16 protein-coding genes are annotated in these 15,849 nt (G+C 58.4%); 15 read left to right on the top strand and 1 reads right to left on the bottom strand.

Annotated features, from left to right (window positions below; all coding sequences use genetic code 11):
* The 10 genes from urtC (at position 1) to ACN0VH_RS05345 (ending at position 9,635) form a co-directional block, all read left to right on the top strand.
* Entirely contained in the window at positions 1–1,233 is a 1,233-nt protein-coding gene (urtC, locus tag ACN0VH_RS05390; RefSeq protein WP_417699797.1) for an urea ABC transporter permease subunit UrtC, read from the top strand.
* Complete coding sequence (gene urtD, locus ACN0VH_RS05385) at positions 1,230–1,970, top strand: urea ABC transporter ATP-binding protein UrtD (protein WP_417699796.1); 741 nt, start codon at positions 1,230–1,232, stop codon at positions 1,968–1,970. The genes urtC and urtD overlap by 4 nt, the downstream gene beginning before the upstream one ends.
* 3 nt (positions 1,971–1,973) lie before the next feature.
* On the top strand, positions 1,974–2,669 hold the full coding sequence (gene urtE / locus ACN0VH_RS05380; RefSeq protein ID WP_417699794.1) for an urea ABC transporter ATP-binding subunit UrtE: 696 nt from the start codon (positions 1,974–1,976) through the stop codon (positions 2,667–2,669).
* A 48-nt stretch (positions 2,670–2,717) separates the two neighbouring features.
* Entirely contained in the window at positions 2,718–2,918 is a 201-nt protein-coding gene (locus ACN0VH_RS05375) for a hypothetical protein (RefSeq protein WP_417699792.1), read from the top strand.
* Between the two features lie 50 nt (positions 2,919–2,968).
* Positions 2,969–4,525 (top strand): ABC transporter substrate-binding protein, encoded by a 1,557-nt coding sequence (locus ACN0VH_RS05370; protein ID WP_278921107.1) that lies wholly within the window; start codon positions 2,969–2,971, stop codon positions 4,523–4,525.
* Between the two features lie 205 nt (positions 4,526–4,730).
* Entirely contained in the window at positions 4,731–5,711 is a 981-nt protein-coding gene (locus ACN0VH_RS05365) for an ABC transporter permease (protein WP_278921106.1), read from the top strand.
* Positions 5,708–6,652, top strand: coding sequence for an ABC transporter permease (locus ACN0VH_RS05360; protein ID WP_278921105.1), 945 nt, complete (start codon positions 5,708–5,710; stop codon positions 6,650–6,652). Before ACN0VH_RS05365 ends, ACN0VH_RS05360 begins: the two co-directional genes overlap by 4 nt.
* Before the next feature lie 5 nt (positions 6,653–6,657).
* The gene (locus ACN0VH_RS05355; RefSeq protein ID WP_278921104.1) at positions 6,658–7,650 is read left to right on the top strand and encodes an ABC transporter ATP-binding protein; all 993 of its coding nucleotides are present in this window, start codon (positions 6,658–6,660) and stop codon (positions 7,648–7,650) included.
* Positions 7,647–8,669, top strand: coding sequence for an ABC transporter ATP-binding protein (locus ACN0VH_RS05350; protein ID WP_417699789.1), 1,023 nt, complete (start codon positions 7,647–7,649; stop codon positions 8,667–8,669). Before ACN0VH_RS05355 ends, ACN0VH_RS05350 begins: the two co-directional genes overlap by 4 nt.
* A 30-nt stretch (positions 8,670–8,699) precedes the next feature.
* Positions 8,700–9,635 (top strand): LysR family transcriptional regulator, encoded by a 936-nt coding sequence (locus ACN0VH_RS05345; protein WP_417699787.1) that lies wholly within the window; start codon positions 8,700–8,702, stop codon positions 9,633–9,635.
* Here ACN0VH_RS05345 and ACN0VH_RS05340 read toward each other — a convergent pair.
* Positions 9,632–10,549, bottom strand: coding sequence for a LysR substrate-binding domain-containing protein (locus ACN0VH_RS05340; protein WP_278921101.1), 918 nt, complete (start codon positions 10,547–10,549; stop codon positions 9,632–9,634). The genes ACN0VH_RS05345 and ACN0VH_RS05340 overlap by 4 nt on opposite strands.
* Before the next feature lie 135 nt (positions 10,550–10,684).
* On the opposite strand from ACN0VH_RS05340, the gene ugpB reads away from it, so the two are divergent.
* The 5 genes from ugpB to ACN0VH_RS05315 all read left to right on the top strand — a co-directional run bounded on the left by ugpB (position 10,685) and on the right by ACN0VH_RS05315 (position 15,826).
* Positions 10,685–11,986, top strand: a complete 1,302-nt coding sequence (gene ugpB / locus ACN0VH_RS05335) for a sn-glycerol-3-phosphate ABC transporter substrate-binding protein UgpB (RefSeq protein ID WP_278921100.1) — start codon at positions 10,685–10,687, stop codon at positions 11,984–11,986.
* Between the two features lie 81 nt (positions 11,987–12,067).
* Positions 12,068–12,949: a sn-glycerol-3-phosphate ABC transporter permease UgpA gene (gene ugpA / locus ACN0VH_RS05330; RefSeq protein ID WP_417699785.1), complete on the top strand. Its 882-nt coding sequence runs from the start codon at positions 12,068–12,070 to the stop codon at positions 12,947–12,949.
* A complete protein-coding gene (gene ugpE / locus ACN0VH_RS05325) occupies positions 12,949–13,800 on the top strand; it encodes a sn-glycerol-3-phosphate ABC transporter permease UgpE (RefSeq protein ID WP_278921098.1) in 852 nt (283 codons plus the stop codon). The genes ugpA and ugpE overlap by 1 nt, the downstream gene beginning before the upstream one ends.
* 11 nt (positions 13,801–13,811) lie before the next feature.
* Positions 13,812–14,867 (top strand): sn-glycerol-3-phosphate import ATP-binding protein UgpC, encoded by a 1,056-nt coding sequence (locus tag ACN0VH_RS05320; RefSeq protein WP_278921097.1) that lies wholly within the window; start codon positions 13,812–13,814, stop codon positions 14,865–14,867.
* Positions 14,867–15,826, top strand: a complete 960-nt coding sequence (locus tag ACN0VH_RS05315) for a glycerophosphodiester phosphodiesterase family protein (RefSeq protein ID WP_417699783.1) — start codon at positions 14,867–14,869, stop codon at positions 15,824–15,826. Before ACN0VH_RS05320 ends, ACN0VH_RS05315 begins: the two co-directional genes overlap by 1 nt.
* Positions 15,827–15,849: the final 23 nt, after the last annotated feature.

Here is a 15,849-nt window from a genome sequence, read left to right as displayed (position 1 = left end):
ATGTCCGACACATTCCTTACACGAAACCCGTCGACGCTGGTGTTTCTGGCGGCGCTGGCGCTGTTTGTGCTGGGCGTGACCCTGTTGGCCGAAGGCGCAGGCGTCGGGGTGATCTCGACCAGTTTTGTCAAAACCTTGGGCAAGACGTTGTGCCTGGCGCTGGTGGCGCTGGCGATGGATCTGGTCTGGGGCTACACTGGCATCCTGTCGCTGGGCCATTTTGCCTTCTTTGGTCTGGGCGGCTATATGATCGGCATGTGGCTGATGTATGCGCGCACGCAGGCGATTGTTGTCTCGTCGCTGTCTGAGGCACCGATCCCCGCAACCGATAGCGAAATTGTCGATGCCATTGGCAATCAGATCTTTGGCGTGGTGGGATCCAGCGAGTTTCCCCTGATCTGGATGTTTGCGGACAGTCTGCTGCTGCAGCTGATGCTGGTGGTGGCGGTTCCGGGTGTGCTGGCGCTGGTCTTTGGCTGGCTGGCCTTCCGCTCGCGGGTGACGGGCGTTTACCTGTCGATCCTGACCCAGGCGATGACACTGGGGCTGGCGCTCTATCTGTTTCAAAACGACAGTGGCTTGCGCGGCAACAACGGGCTGTCGGGGCTGCAGAACCTGCCAGGCATGGATCATGTGCCACAGGCGACCCTGTCGATCTGGTTCTTCTGGGCCTCGGCTGCGGCGCTGGCGCTGGGCTATCTGTTTGCGGCCTGGATTGTGGCGGGCAAGTTTGGCTCGGTGCTGCGTGGCATTCGCGACAACGAGGCCCGCGTGCGCTTTCTTGGCTACTCGGTCGAGGGCTACAAGCTGTTCATTTTTACTGTCACGGCCATTATCGCAGGTATCGCCGGGGCGCTGTATTATCCGCAGGCGGGGATTATCAACCCGGCGGAAATTGCCCCGGTGGCCTCGATCTATCTGGCGGTCTGGGTGGCCATTGGTGGGCGCGGGCGGCTGTATGGCGCAGTGATCGGCGCCATCTTTGTCAGCCTGGTGTCGTCTTGGTTTACTGGCGGCCAGGCCCCGGATCTGGACCTTGGCTTTTACACTCTGAAATGGGTGGATTGGTGGCTGATTGTGCTGGGGCTGAGCTTTGTTCTGGTGACGCTTTTTGCGCCGCGTGGCATTGGCGGGCTGGTGGATCTGTGGAGCGACCGCCGCCAGCCCGACCGCCACGGTGCCGATCTGGGGCCGGGTGCGGGCGCACTGCGCGAAAAGGAGGCGGAGCAATGAGCATGCTTCTTGAAGTCTCGGGTGTCTCTGTCAGCTTTGATGGGTTCAAGGCGATCAACAACCTCAGCTTTGCTATTGGTCAGGCGGAAATGCGGGCGATCATCGGCCCCAATGGCGCGGGCAAGACCACCTTTATGGATATCGTCACCGGCAAGACCAAACCGGACGCGGGCCGGGTGATCTGGGGTGAACGAAATATTTCTCTCTTGGGGATGAGCGAAGCGCGCATCGCCCGCGAGGGCGTTGGGCGCAAGTTCCAGAAACCCACAGTGTTTGAGGATCAGACGGTGCTGGAAAACCTGCTGATGGCGCTGCGCTCAAACCGCAGTCCTTTTGCGGTGATGTTCTATCGCGCCACCGCCGCCGATCTGGCGCGGGTAGATGAGCTGGCCAGTGAGATTGGCCTGGCAGAGGCGCTGGGGCGCAAATCCGGCGAGCTGAGCCATGGCCAGAAACAGTGGCTGGAAATCGGCATGCTACTGGCACAAGAGCCGCGTCTGTTGCTGGTGGATGAACCCGCAGCTGGCATGACCCCGGCCGAGCGTGAGCACACCACCGCCATTCTGGTCGAGGCCGCCAAGACCCGCGCGGTTGTGGTGGTGGAACATGACATGGAGTTTGTGCGCAGGCTGGGTTGCCGCGTCACGGTGCTGCACGAGGGGGCGGTTCTGGCTGAAGGTTCCCTGGATCACGTGACTGCAAACAGCCAGGTCATTGACGTTTATCTGGGGCGCTGACAGATGCTGACACTTGACGATTTCACCCTGCACTATGGTCATTCGCAAATCCTGCATGGCGTCTCGCTTGCAGCCAAGGCAGGGGCTGTGACCTGCGTGATGGGCACCAATGGGGTGGGCAAAACCAGCCTGATCCGGGCGATCTGCGGCCAGCATCTGCGCTCGGGCGGGCGCATGGTTCTGGACGGTGAAGAGCTGCCGGTGATGGCCGCGCACAGGCTGGCGCAAAAGGGCGTCGCGGTGGTGCCGCAGGGGCGCGAGATCTTTCCGCAACTGACCGTGCGCGAAAACATGGAAACCGGGTTTTCCTGCCTGCCCAGATCCGAACACCATATCCCGGATGAGCTGTTTGATTTGTTCCCGGTGCTGAAGGATTTTATCGACCGGCGCGGCGGTGATCTGTCGGGCGGGCAACAGCAGCAGCTGGCCATTGCGCGGGCGCTGATCACCCGACCCAAATTGCTGCTGCTGGATGAGCCAACCGAGGGCATTCAGCCCAATGTCATCCAGCAGATCGGCGAGGTCATCCGCCTGCTGCGTGGCCGTGGCGAGATGGCGATTGTACTGGTCGAACAGTATTTTGATTTTGCCTATGATCTGGCAGATCACATCGTGGTGTTGCGCCGGGGCGAGGTGATCTTTGACGGTGCCAGGGCCGATAGTCCGCGCGCCGAAGTGCTGCCGCTGGTCTCTGTATAGGGTCATATTTGGCGGCGCTGCCCTAGGCGTCGCAGGGTAAACTTGGGCATGTTTGAGCGCGCCGCCACAGGGCAGGGCGGTGCTGCAGTTTGGGGCGTATTTTCGAAAATGACCATATTACAGCGGCTTGCAGGCGTTCTGCGGGGCGTTGTTTTTGTTTATGCGCGGATCGTTATCCGCTCTATTCCTGATTTGCATGGGCAATTTGAAATTGGCATTGGCCGCTGGTCGGCGCGATGCATTAGGTAGCTTGCACAGATGTATAAGGGGGCCACCAAGGTCCCTGACAAGGAGGGAAAATGAATAATTTTATCCGCATCGCTGCGGCTGGCGTGATGTCGCTCACCTTTGGTGCAGTGGCGCAGGCCGAAGTCACGGTGAAGGTTGCCTATGACGCCGACCCGGTGTCTTTGGACCCGCATGAGCAACTGTCCGGCGGCACGCTGCAGTTTTCGCATATGGCCTTTGACCCGCTGGTTCGCTGGACCCAGGACCTGCAGTTTGAACCCCGCCTGGCCACCAGCTGGGAACAGATCGACGCGACCACCACCCGTTTCCATCTGCGCGAAGGTGTGAGCTTTCATTCCGGCAACATGCTGACTGCGGCCGATGTCGACTGGACCTTTGACCGCCTGAAAGAAAGCCCCGATTTCAAGGGCATCTTCAGCCTGTTCACCGATGTGAAGGTGGTTGACGATCACACCTTTGACCTGATCACCTCGGAACCCTATCCGCTGGTGTTGCACACCGCGACCTATATCTTCCCGATGGACAGCCAGTTCTATTCCGGCACCACCGAAGACGGCAAGGATCGCGCCGAGCTGGTAAAGCACGGCGACAGCTTTGCCTCGCGCAATGTCTCCGGCACCGGCCCCTTTGTTGTGACCGAGCGTGAGCAGGGCGTGAAAATGGTCTTTGACCGTTTTGATGGCTACTGGGACACCGAAACCGCCGGGAACGTTGACCAGATCATCCTGACCCCGATCAAGGAAAGCCCCACCCGTGTGGCCGCCCTGCTGTCCGGTGACGTTGATTTCATCGCCCCCGTGCCCCCCACCGATCTGGCCCGCGTTGACGAAAACGAAGGCACCAATCTGATCACAATGCCCGGCACCCGGATCATCACGTTCCAGATGAACCAGAACCGTGTCGAAGCGCTGAAAGATGCCCGTGTCCGCAAGGCCATCGACTATGCCGTCAACAATGCCGGTATCGTGGATCGTATCATGCGTGGCTTTGGCACCGTTGGCGCCCAGGCAAGCCCGGCTGGCTATCTTGGTCACAGCGCTGATCTGACGCCGCGTTTTGACGTTGCAAAAGCCAAGGAACTGATGGCTGAAGCAGGCTATGCCGACGGGTTTGAGCTGACCATGATGGCACCAAACAATCGCTATGTGAACGATGACAAGATCGCGCAGGCGGTTGCCTCGATGCTGGCAAAAATCAACATCAAGGTTGACCTGCAGACCATGCCAAAGGCCCAGTACTGGCCCGCCTTTGACGAGCGCGCAGCAGACATGATGATGATCGGCTGGCATTCGGATACCGAAGATTCGGCAAACTTCCACCAGTTCCTGAGCCACTGCCCAGATGAGGCAACCGGCAATGGTCAGTATAATTCGGGCAACTTCTGCAACCCGGAAGCCGATAAGCTGATGGCCCAAGCCAATGCTGAAACCGATGCCGACAAGCGCGCAGCCCTGCTGACGCAGATGGAAACCATCCTCTATGACGAGGCGGCTTTCATTCCGCTGCACTGGCAGAACCTGGCTTGGGGTGCCCGTAAAGGTGTCCATGCCGAAGCCATCGTGAACGCGCTGAACTTCCCTTACTTTGGTGACCTCGTCGTCGACTAAGGGGCGTCCTCGCTTGCGGCCGGAGCGGGTCATGTCTGACCCGCTCCGGCTCTTATTTTCTGCAAAGCCTTGAGGGGTGTGCTTCCCGCGCTGGGGAGGGCAGATCCGGCACCCGCCAAGATCCATTGCTGAAATCGGCCGCAGGCCATCTCTCTCTTCTCTACTCCCCCAGGCCCATTTACTTGCCCCAGGAAGGTGTAAAAGCATGTTTGCTTACCTTGTGAAACGCGTGTTTCAAGCGATCGCGGTGATGTTCGTCATCTCGCTGATCGGTTTTGCCATTCAGGACAATCTCGGCGATCCGCTGCGCGAGCTTGTCGGACAATCCGTCAGCGAAGAAGTCAGACAGGAGCTGCGCGATGAGCTGGGGCTGAATGACAGTTTTGTTACCCAGTATCTGCGCTTTGCGGGGAATGCCCTGCAGGGAGATCTGGGCACCAGCTATTTCTTCAAGGAACCCGCGTTGGATGTGATCCTGAAGAAACTGCCCGCCACGATGGAGCTGGTCTTTGGCGCCACCATCATCATTGTCGGCCTGTCGATCCCGGTGGGCGTTTATACCGCCATCTATCCCAACACGATCCTGAGCCGCCTGGTCATGGGGATTTCGATCATTGGCATTTCGGTGCCGGTGTTCCTGACCGCGATCCTGATGATCTTTGTCTTTTCCGTTGAATACGGCTGGTTCCCCTCTTACGGGCGCGGCGATGTGGTACATGTCTTTGGCCCCTGGGAGACCAATTTTGCCACCGTGGATGGCTGGATGCATATCCTGCTGCCCTCTATCGCGCTGGCCTCTATCATGTTGCCGCTGTTTGTCCGCCTGATCCGGGCGGAAATGATGGAAGTGCTGCAGAGCGAATATGTCAAATACGCCAAAGCCAAGGGCATCCGGCCCTGGCGGATCTATTTTGTCCATGCGTTGAAGAACACGCTTTTGCCGGTGATCACCGTGGGCGGCGTGCAGATCGGCACCATGGTGGCCTATACGATCCTGACTGAAACCGTGTTTCAGTGGCCGGGCATGGGCTTTATGTTCCTGGAGGCTGTGAACCGCGTCGATACCCCATTGATCGTGGCCTATCTGATCGTGGTTGGCTTTATCTTTGTTGTCACCAATACAATCGTTGATCTGATCTACGGGCTGGTCAATCCCACCGTCAATCTTGCGAGGATGGGCGCATGAGCAGCCTGAGCACCAATTCCGAACCCAGCCGCTGGTCGCAGATCTGGAATTCCAACATCGGCTATAGCTTCCGGAAAAATCCGGTTGCCATCGTGTCGCTGGTGATTTTCCTGGTCATCGCGGTCATGTCATTCTGCGCGCCGCTGATCGCGCCGTTTGATCCCTATGATCCGGGGCAGATCGACATCATGAACAGCGAATACCCGCCGCTCTGGGTTGATGGCGCTGATGCGCAGTTCATGCTGGGCACCGACGATCAGGGCCGCGATCTGTGGTCCACCATTCTCTATGGTACACGGCTGTCGCTGTTGATCGGCATCTGTGCCGTGGGGCTGCAGGCCATCCTGGGGATCTCGATCGGGCTGATCGCTGGCTATGTCGGCGGCCGGATTGACAGCCTGCTGATGCGGATGGCCGATATCCAGCTGTCCTTTTCCACCCTGATGGTGGCGATCATCTTTCTGGCGGTAACCCAGGCGATGTTTGGATCTGAAACCTTCAACCAGTATGCGATCTATTTCCTGATCGCGGTGATTGGCGTGGCCGAGTGGCCGCAATATGCCCGCACCGTGCGCGCCACCGTTCTGGCCGAGAAAAAGAAGGAATATGTCGACAGTGCCCGGGTGCTGGGCTTTGGCCCGATGCGCATCATGGTGCGCCATATCCTGCCCAATTCGCTGTCACCAATCTTTGTGATCTCCACCGTGCAGGTGGCCAATGCGATCATTTCCGAGGCCTCGCTGTCGTTTCTGGGCTTGGGCATGCCGCCCAGCCAGCCGTCGCTGGGGTCGCTGATCTCATCGGGGTTTGACTATATCTTTTCGGGAAGCTGGTGGATCACCGCCATTCCCGGCATCGTGCTGGTGGTTCTGGTGCTGGTGATCAATCTGTTGGGCGACTGGCTACGCGATGCCCTGAACCCCAAACTGTATAAGGGATAAGCACAATGTCTTTGCTTTCCGTGCGCGATCTCAGCGTGAAATTTGCCATGCGCGACAATACCGTCACCGCCCTCAACCAGATCAGCTTTGATCTGGCCAAGGGGGAACGCCTTGGCATCGTTGGGGAATCCGGTGCTGGTAAATCCATTACCGGTTTTGCCCTGATGAACCTGCTCAGCCGCCCTGGTTTTGTGGATAGTGGCAAGATCCTGTTTCAGGGCGATGATATTGCCCAGATGTCGGATGCCCAGATGCGCCGCATTCGTGGCAACCAGATGGCGATGATCTTTCAGGATCCCATGGTCACGCTGAATCCGGTTCTGACCATTGGCCAGCAGATGGTGGAAACCCTGATGGCCCATCGCAAGCTGAGCAAATCCGAGGCCGAGCAGATCGCCATCGTCAAGCTGCGCGAGGTCTATATCCCCTCGCCGGCAGAACGGCTGAATCAATATCCGCATGAACTCTCTGGTGGGATGCGGCAGCGGATTATCATCGCGATTGCCCTGCTGCTGGACCCGCAGCTGATCATCGCGGATGAACCCACCACGGCACTGGATGTGACCATTCAGGCTGACATCATGGAACTCTTGCTGGAGCTGTGCGAAACCAACAAGGTTGGCCTGATTTTGATTACCCACGATCTGGGCGTGGTCAGCCAGATGACCGAACGCACACTGGTTATGTATGCCGGGCGCATCATCGAGGCCGGGCGCACGCGGGAAATTATCAATGACCCGCAGCACCCCTATACCCAGGGGCTGATCAATGCGCTGCCGCAACAGACGGCACCGGGCCAGCGGCTGAAGCAGATTCCGGGCAATATGCCCTCGCTGACCGCCATTCCCAATGGCTGCCCCTTTAGCCCGCGCTGTGAATATGTGCAGGACCACTGCCGCACCGAGGCGCCCAAAACTGTGCAATACACCCATGTCGAAGTGGCCTGCCATGAGGTCCACCGCCTGCATAGCGACAAAGCCGAGGAGATGAACCGATGACTGCGCCTCAGCCCTTGTTGGACATTCGCAATCTTGAAAAACGGTTTGAACTGGATCGCGGGTTTCTGGAAACCCTGAAACTGCGCGGCGGCAAGCTGGTGCAGGAAAAGCGCGAAGTGCATGCCGTCAACGATATTTCGCTGCAGGTCGCCCCGGGAGAGGCGCTTTGTGTGGTGGGCGAAAGCGGCTGTGGCAAATCCACGGTTGCGCGGCTGATCGCTGGCCTTTTGACGCCGAGCAGTGGGGAAATCCACTACGGCGGCGAACGCATCGACAATCGCTCGCGCCGGGCCATGATGCCGCTGCGCAAAAAGATGCAGATGATCTTTCAAAACCCCTATGCATCGCTGAACCCGCGCATGACCATCCAGCAGGCGCTGGAAGAACCGGTGCGCTACCACAACCCAAACCTGTCGCAGGGCGAGATCCGCGACAAGGTGGCGGGTGTGATGCGCGCAGTTGGCGTCGATCCCAGCTGGGGCGGACGTTACCCGCATGAATTTTCTGGTGGTCAGCGCCAGCGGATCGCCATTGCGCGCGCCCTGACGGTGGACCCGGAATTCATCATCGCGGATGAACCGATTTCGGCACTGGATGTGTCGATCCAGGCGCAGGTGCTGAATCTGATGCTAGAGGCCAAGGAAGAGCGCGGCCTTACCTATCTGTTCATTACTCATGATCTGAGCGTGGTGCAGCACTTTGGCACCAAGGTGGCAGTGCTTTATCTTGGGTCGGTCTGTGAACTGTCTGACACCGCAACCCTGTTTGAAAATCCGAAACACCCCTATACGCGGGCCTTGTTGTCGGCGGTGCCGCAGTTGAAGGATGATCACCCCAATCATATCCGCCTACGTGGAGAGATCCCGACGCCGATCAACCTGCCCCCGGGCTGCCCGTTTGAAAGCCGCTGCGCCCATGCCAACAGCCGCTGCCAAAGCGAACAGCCCCGTCCGCAACTGCAACCTGATGGCGCGCTGGTTGCCTGCCATGCGGTTGAAGAGGGGCGCCTGGACGGGTAACCTCGGCCAGGTTGTGATTGGATTGACACAGTGGACATAGCCTGGCTCCGAGATTTTGAGGCTTTGGTCGCGCAGAAGAATTTCTCGCGCGCGGCCGAAGACCGTAATGTTAGCCAACCGGCCTTTTCCCGGCGCATTCGTGCGCTGGAGGAAGAGTTCGGCGTCAAGCTGATCAATCGTCAGACCCTGCCGCTGTCACTGACCCCGGCAGGAGAGGTGTTTCTGGCACAGTCCCGCGTCATGCTGCGCACCTATGATGAAACGCTGGAACGCTGCCAGATCATTGATGCGGCAGGCGAAAACGTTATTCGCTTTGCCACGTCACAGTCACTTTATATGACGCATTACAAAACTCATATCGCCCCCTTGGTCACCGAGGGCGGTCTAGAGATCGACCTGAATTCCACAGGCTGGGCCGCGGATCAGTTTGTGTCGGCCCTGCAGCAGCGCTATTGCGATGTGATCCTGACCTATTGGCACCCGGCGATGGATGCCCTGGCGCCGCTGGAACTGGGAAACTGCGAGTATATTACCCTGACCACAGACCGATTGGTGCCAGTGTCCAAGACCGGCGCGGACGGGCCGCTGTACCGGCTGGAGAGCGGCAGCAAAAAGCCGGTCTCGCTGCTGTCCTATGGCACGGTGTCGGCGCTGCGCCCGGTGGTGGACTACGCCCTGCGGCTGGATCCTGCGGGGCCAAAGATTCTGGTGGTCAACCAAAGCGCCCTGGCCAGTTCGGTCAAGGCGATGGTGATGGAGGGGTTCGGCCTGGGCTGGCTGCCACATAAGCTGTGCAAAACAGAGCTGTCCGACGGGCGGATGCAGATCGTGGGCGGGCAGGGCTATCAGCAGGATCTACAGGTCCGGTTGTACCGCGACAAGGATAACAGCAAGCCCAGCCTGAACAAGCTTTGGGATGATATGCAGGCCCATTCACAAGACGCTCGACAGGTGGCCGATCGCTAGCTGTGTTGCTGCGGCGGCGGTTCTACGGCGTAGGGCTGCAGACTTTCCAGAAAGGTATCGACAAAATCCAGCGAGAGCAGCGAACGGCTGCCAGAGGCAGGCCGCAGGATTGACAGCCAGTGAGAGATCTCCGGCTCAAAGGGGCGCATCTCAAAGCCCTGTGACTTGAAATGATCCGCATCCAGGGCGCTGACCACCGACACCCCCTGGCCCTGGGCCACCATGATGCAGGCCGTAGAAAACTGCCGCACCTCGACCCAGGAATTCAGCAAGACACCATAGTCAGAAAACGCCTGCGACAGGCTGTTGAAAAACGGGCTGCCCTTGCGGGTGTGGATGATCTTTTCATCCACCAGATCCAGCGGCGACACTGTTCCCTGTTTTGACAACCGATGGCCGCGTGGGAAGATGCAGACGGTTTTGACAGCAATATCAATGTGTTCAACCGCCGGATGACCGGAAAACCCATCTGTTATACCACAGTCATATTGCTCTCCTATGATCCACTCAAGGATCCGCTCCGGGCGGTCCGGCTCAAGTGTGAGGTTTACCCCCGGACGCTGTTGGAGGAACTGAGCAAGCAGTTGCGGCAAGTGGGAACTTGCAAAACCCGGCAGGCAAGCAATACGCAGATGGCCGGCCGTCCGATCCGTCAAGTCCCGGTTGAGCTCTTCCAGATGGCGCAGGCTGTCAAAGACCCGGCCAACCTCTGACAACAGATAGCGGGCTTCGCTGGTGGGAATCAGCATGCCATCCTTGCGGCGAAACAACTCAATCGCGACAGAATTGGAAAAGTCCGACAAGAGCCGACTGGTGGCTGGTTGCGAAATGCCCAGTGTTTTTGCCGCCCGCGTGACCGATCCGGTTTGTGCAACGGCCTGAAAGGCTTCCAACTGTCTCAGCTTGAATTTCAATGGCTTAGCCCCGGTTTTGCATGGAATTCGCAGCACTTCATAACATTGTGTTATGCGACATGTCAAAAAACTTTCACTTGCATTATATTATCTTCTGCTCATTCTTTGGGCATCAAATGAACGGGGAAAACTCATATGTCTATCAAATCACTTTTGTGCACATCGGCCATGCTGGCGACCACCGTGTCGATGGCCTACGCCGAAACCGAGGTTCAGTGGTGGCACGCCATGGGCGGTGCCAATGGCGAACGCGTCAACAAGATCGCCGAAGATTTCAACGCTACGCAGAGCGACTACAAGGTCGTTCCTGTCTACAAGGGCAACTATACCGAAACCATGACCGCCGCGATTGCGGCTTTCCGCGCCAAAGAGCACCCGCAGATCGTGCAGGTTTTTGAAGTTGGCACCGCCACCATGATGGCCGCCAAGGGTGCGATCTATCCAGTTGAACAACTGATGAAAGACGCCGGCGAGCCTTTTGATGGCGACGCCTTCCTGCCTGCGGTTGTGTCCTACTATGAAACCCCCGAAGGTGAGCTGCTGTCGATGCCTTTCAACAGCTCGACCCCGGTCATGTGGTACAACAAAGACGCGCTGGACGCGGCTGGTGCATCGATTCCAGAAACCTGGGATGATGTGAAGGTTGCGGCGCAAAAACTGGTCGACAACGGCATGGAATGCGGTGTGTCCTTTGGCTGGCAGTCCTGGGTCATGATCGAGAACTTCTCGGCTTGGCACAACATGGAAATGGGCACCAAGGAAAACGGCTTTGCCGGTTTCGACACTGAGCTCAGCTTTAACACCCCTGCGGTTGCGGCCCGTTTGGACGACATTGCCTCGATGACCGAAGGCAACCTGTTCAAATATGGCGGTCGTCGCGGTGACAGCCTGCCAATGTTCACCAATGGCGAATGCGGCATGTGGATGAACTCTTCCGCCTATTACGGTTCGATGAAAGAGCAGGCTGATTTTGAATTTGGTCAGACCATGCTGCCGCTGGATACCGCCCTGGCGGATGCACCGCAAAACTCTGTTATCGGTGGCGCAACCCTCTGGGTTCTGGCCGGTCATGAGGACGAAGAATACAAGGGCACCGCACAGTTCCTGAGCTATCTGTCTTCGCCAGAAGTACAGGCCTGGTGGCACCAGGAAACCGGCTATGTGCCAATCACCACAGCGGCCTATGAGCTGTCCAAGGAGCAGGGTTTCTATGATGCAAACCCCGGCACCGACACCGCCATCAAACAGCTGAGCCTGAACACACCAACGCCAAACAGCCGTGGTCTGCGCTTTGGTAACTTTGTGCAGGTGCGTGACGTGATCAACGAAGAGCTGGAAGCGCTCTGGGCTGGTGACAAGACCGCAACTGAAGCACTGGATGCAGCGGTCGAGCGCGGCAACACCCTGCTGCGTAAATTCGAACGCTCAGTGAAATAAGCCACCCTTACATGATGTGAACCATGCCGCCTGTCTTGGCGGCATGGTTTCGTTTTACACGCGGCACGAACGGGGCACTACATGCTGAAACGCGTCCACTTTCCTTCCTCTCCCTTGCCATATCTGCTGGTCGCACCGCAGCTGGCCATCACCCTGGTCTTTTTCATCTGGCCCGCCAGCCAGGCCATGTACCAGTCGTTCCTGATCGAAGATGCCTTTGGGCTTGGGTCTGAATTTGTCTGGTTTGAAAACTTTCAGGCCCTCTGGGCGGATCAGCACTATCTGGATGCCTTTCTGCGCACGGCGGTGTTTTCGCTCTTGGTGGCGGCGCTGTCGATGGGCGTGGCCCTGCTTCTGGCGGGGTTTGCGCAACGGGTGGTGCGCGGTGCCATGTTCTACCGGACCCTGTTGATCTGGCCCTATGCGGTGGCACCGGTTCTGGCAGGTGCGCTTTGGGTGTTCATGTTCAACCCAACGCTGGGGATCTTTCCCTACTTCCTCGATTTTTTTGGCATTGACTGGAATCATTACCTGAATGGCAATCAGGCCATGGCGCTGGTTATTCTGGCGGCGGCCTGGAAACAGGTTGCCTATAACTTTTTGTTCTATCTGGCAGCGATGCAGTCGATCCCCAACAGTGTGATCGAAGCCGCCGCCATTGATGGGGCCGGGCCGGGGCGTCGGTTCTTTTCGATCATTCTGCCGCTGATCTCGCCGACGACGTTCTTCCTGCTGGTGATCAATATGGTCTACGCCTTTTTTGAGACCTTCGGGATCATCCATGCGGTGACCCAGGGGGGGCCAGGGTCCTCGACCACCATTCTGGTCTACAAGGTGTTCAATGACGGTTTTGTCGGGCTCGACCTTGGCGGCTCTGCGGCGCAGTCGGTGGTCCTGATGGTGCTGGTGATTGCCATGACCATTGTCCAATTCCGCTATGTTGAAAGAAAGGTGGAATACTGATGGTTGAAAATCGACCTCTCACCGCGATCCTGACCCATTTCATGCTGGTGCTGGGGGTGATCGCCATCGCCTTGCCGATCTGGATCACCTTTGTTGCCGCCACCCATGATGCGGCACGCATGACCCAGGTGCCGCTGCCGCTCTGGCCGGGGACGCACCTGTGGGACAATCTGAAACAGACGCTGTTTGGCTCTGGCCTCAGCGGCACCGAAGGGGCACCGGTCTGGCTGATGCTGTTCAACAGCCTGGCCATGGCGATGATGATATCGCTGGGCAAGATCGCCATTTCGCTGCTCTCGGCCTTTGCCATTGTCTATTTCCGCTTTCCCTTCCGCATGACCTGCTTCTGGATGATCTTCATCACCCTGATGCTGCCGGTAGAGGTGCGGATCCTGCCGACCTTCGAGGTGGTTGCCAATCTGGGAATGCTGAACAGCTATTGGGGGCTATCGATCCCGCTGATTGCCTCGGCCACCGCGACATTCATGTTCCGCCAGGTCTTTCTGACGGTTCCGGATGAAATGCTGGAAAGTGCCCGTATTGACGGGGCAGGGCCGATGCGGTTCTTCTTTGACATCCTGCTGCCGCTGTCGCGCACCAATATCGCGGCGCTGTTTGTGATCCTCTTCATCTTTGGCTGGAACCAATACCTTTGGCCGCTGCTGATCACCACCGACACCTCGATGACCACCATCGTCATGTCGATCAAGCAGATGCTGGAGGCAGCCGAGCAAAGCCCACAATGGAATATCATCATGACGACCGCGCTTTTGGCGATGATCCCGCCAATCTTTGTCGTCATCTCGATGCAAAAGCTCTTTGTGCAGGGCTTGACGGAAACCGATAAATAGGACGCCCTTCAATGGCTGAAATCAAACTGACCGACCTGACCAAATCCTACGGTCCCACTGAAGTGCTGCACCATGTCGAGGGCGAGATCAACGATGGCGAATTCATCGTCATCGTTGGCCCCTCGGGCTGCGGTAAATCCACCCTGCTGCGCATGGTGGCGGGGCTGGAGACCGTCACCTCTGGCGAGATCGCCATTGCGGGGCGCCGGGTGAATGAGCTGGAACCATCCGCGCGTGATATCGCCATGGTGTTCCAGAACTACGCGCTTTATCCGCATATGAGCGTGCGGGAAAACATGGCCTATGGTCTGAAGATCCGCAAACTTTCCAAGGCCGAAATCAACAAACGGGTGGAAGAGGCGGCGGATATTCTGGAAATCCATCAATACCTTGACCGCAAGCCGCGGCAATTGTCTGGCGGTCAGCGCCAGCGGGTGGCTATGGGGCGGGCGATTGTGCGCGACCCGCAGGTGTTCCTGTTTGACGAACCCCTGTCAAACCTGGATGCCAAACTGCGGGTGCAGATGCGGCTGGAAATCCGCAAGCTACAGCAGCGTCTGGGGGTGACCTCGATCTATGTGACCCATGATCAAGTCGAGGCGATGACCCTGGGTGACCGCCTGATGGTGCTGAACGGCGGCTATGTGGAACAGTTCGGCACCCCGATTGAACTCTATGATCGTCCTGCTTCGGTCTTTGTGGCCGGCTTCATTGGCAGCCCGGCGATGAATTTCCTGCCCGCCACCGCCGAAGAAGATGGCCTGTTGCTGCCCTCGGGCATCAAACTTGTCGCGGGCCTGGCGCAGCGCGGGCAGGTTTTGTTGGGTATGCGCCCGGAACACCTGATCCCGGATGCAGCCGGCCCGATTGCGATTGAGGTCGAGATGGTCGAACAGCTGGGGGCAAATACCCTGCTGCACGGCACGCTGAGCGGCACGGATCATGCCATGGTTGCCTCGGTCTCTGGTCATGTCAGCGCCGAAATGGGCACGGTACACCGCTTTGCGGTGACGCCAGAGCTGCTGCATCTGTTCGATCCTGAAACTCAAAAGCGATTGGAGGCCTGATGCGCTATCCCCAGCTTGCGGCTTTTTCGCGTCAGGAGGGCATCATTCGCGTGGTGGGCCACCGGGGCGCGCGCGGGGTCATGCCGGAAAACACCATGGAGGGGTTTGACTTCACCCTGAGCTGCGGCGTGCGCCTGTTGGAATTCGACGTGGTGGTCACCCGCGACACTGTGCCAGTGATCACCCATAATCACCGGCTGACGCGTTCTATTGTGCGCGATGCGGCGGGGCAATGGCTGCGTGGTGATGAACCCAAAGTGGCGGATCTGGACTGGGCAGATCTGGCCCAGTTGGATGTGGGGGGGCTGGATGGCAGCAGTGACTATGGTCAGCACTTTCCGGATCAGGCCTTTCTATACGGCGCGCACATTCCGCGTCTGCGCGATCTTTGCGCGCGGGTTGCCCAGCCGGGATATCAGGATGTACATCTGATGCTTGAGATCAAGTCAGACCCGGCCGAGCTGAAAGACGCGGCAGCGCGCGTCAGGGTAGTGGACGCTGTGGTGCAAGAGGTGCGTGCCTTTGACCTGGCAGAGCGGACTTTGATGCATAGCTTTGACTGGTCGCTCTTGGCGGAATGCGCCCGGCTTGCGCCGGAAATTCCGACCTCTTTCCTGACCCAGTTGCCGCAGAATGTCGCCGATGCCGTCGATGCCGATGAAGACAGTGCCATGCCGGACTGCCCGGATTTGACGGCTCCGGGGATCAGCCCGCCTGATCTGGTTGCCAAGGCGGGCGGGGCGCTGTGGTGTCCCCATTATCTGGATGTGACTGCGGCGGATGTACGCCGTGCGCAGGCGTTAGGGCTGCTTGTCGCTGTCTGGACGGTGAACGAGGTGGCGGATATCGATCGAATGATCGCCCAGGGCGTTGATGCGATCATTTCGGACTATCCCGGCCGTGTACAGCGTAGGCTCTTGGCGCATGGGGTGGGGTGGGGCGCAGGGCCTGCGGTCTGATCCTGCAGCGTTTTGCGGTCTGC

This window comes from Pseudophaeobacter sp. (assembly GCF_048267565.1).
Lineage (GTDB): Bacteria > Pseudomonadota > Alphaproteobacteria > Rhodobacterales > Rhodobacteraceae > Pseudophaeobacter > Pseudophaeobacter profundi.
The sequence above is the reverse complement of the archived record's forward strand: the minus strand, read 5'-3'. Positions and strand labels throughout refer to the sequence as shown.

Coding starts and splice junctions, on each gene's coding strand:
- urtD (WP_417699796.1), top strand. CDS start 1,230: ATGAGCATGCTTCTTGAAGTCTCGGGTGTCTCTGTCAGCTTTGATGGG.
- ACN0VH_RS05365 (WP_278921106.1), top strand. CDS start 4,731: ATGTTTGCTTACCTTGTGAAACGCGTGTTTCAAGCGATCGCGGTGATG.
- ACN0VH_RS05370 (WP_278921107.1), top strand. CDS start 2,969: ATGAATAATTTTATCCGCATCGCTGCGGCTGGCGTGATGTCGCTCACC.
- ACN0VH_RS05355 (WP_278921104.1), top strand. CDS start 6,658: ATGTCTTTGCTTTCCGTGCGCGATCTCAGCGTGAAATTTGCCATGCGC.
- ACN0VH_RS05320 (WP_278921097.1), top strand. CDS start 13,812: ATGGCTGAAATCAAACTGACCGACCTGACCAAATCCTACGGTCCCACT.
- ugpB (WP_278921100.1), top strand. CDS start 10,685: ATGTCTATCAAATCACTTTTGTGCACATCGGCCATGCTGGCGACCACC.
- urtE (WP_417699794.1), top strand. CDS start 1,974: ATGCTGACACTTGACGATTTCACCCTGCACTATGGTCATTCGCAAATC.
- ACN0VH_RS05360 (WP_278921105.1), top strand. CDS start 5,708: ATGAGCAGCCTGAGCACCAATTCCGAACCCAGCCGCTGGTCGCAGATC.
- ACN0VH_RS05315 (WP_417699783.1), top strand. CDS start 14,867: ATGCGCTATCCCCAGCTTGCGGCTTTTTCGCGTCAGGAGGGCATCATT.
- ACN0VH_RS05375 (WP_417699792.1), top strand. CDS start 2,718: ATGTTTGAGCGCGCCGCCACAGGGCAGGGCGGTGCTGCAGTTTGGGGC.
- urtC (WP_417699797.1), top strand. CDS start 1: ATGTCCGACACATTCCTTACACGAAACCCGTCGACGCTGGTGTTTCTG.
- ACN0VH_RS05350 (WP_417699789.1), top strand. CDS start 7,647: ATGACTGCGCCTCAGCCCTTGTTGGACATTCGCAATCTTGAAAAACGG.
- ugpA (WP_417699785.1), top strand. CDS start 12,068: ATGCTGAAACGCGTCCACTTTCCTTCCTCTCCCTTGCCATATCTGCTG.
- ugpE (WP_278921098.1), top strand. CDS start 12,949: ATGGTTGAAAATCGACCTCTCACCGCGATCCTGACCCATTTCATGCTG.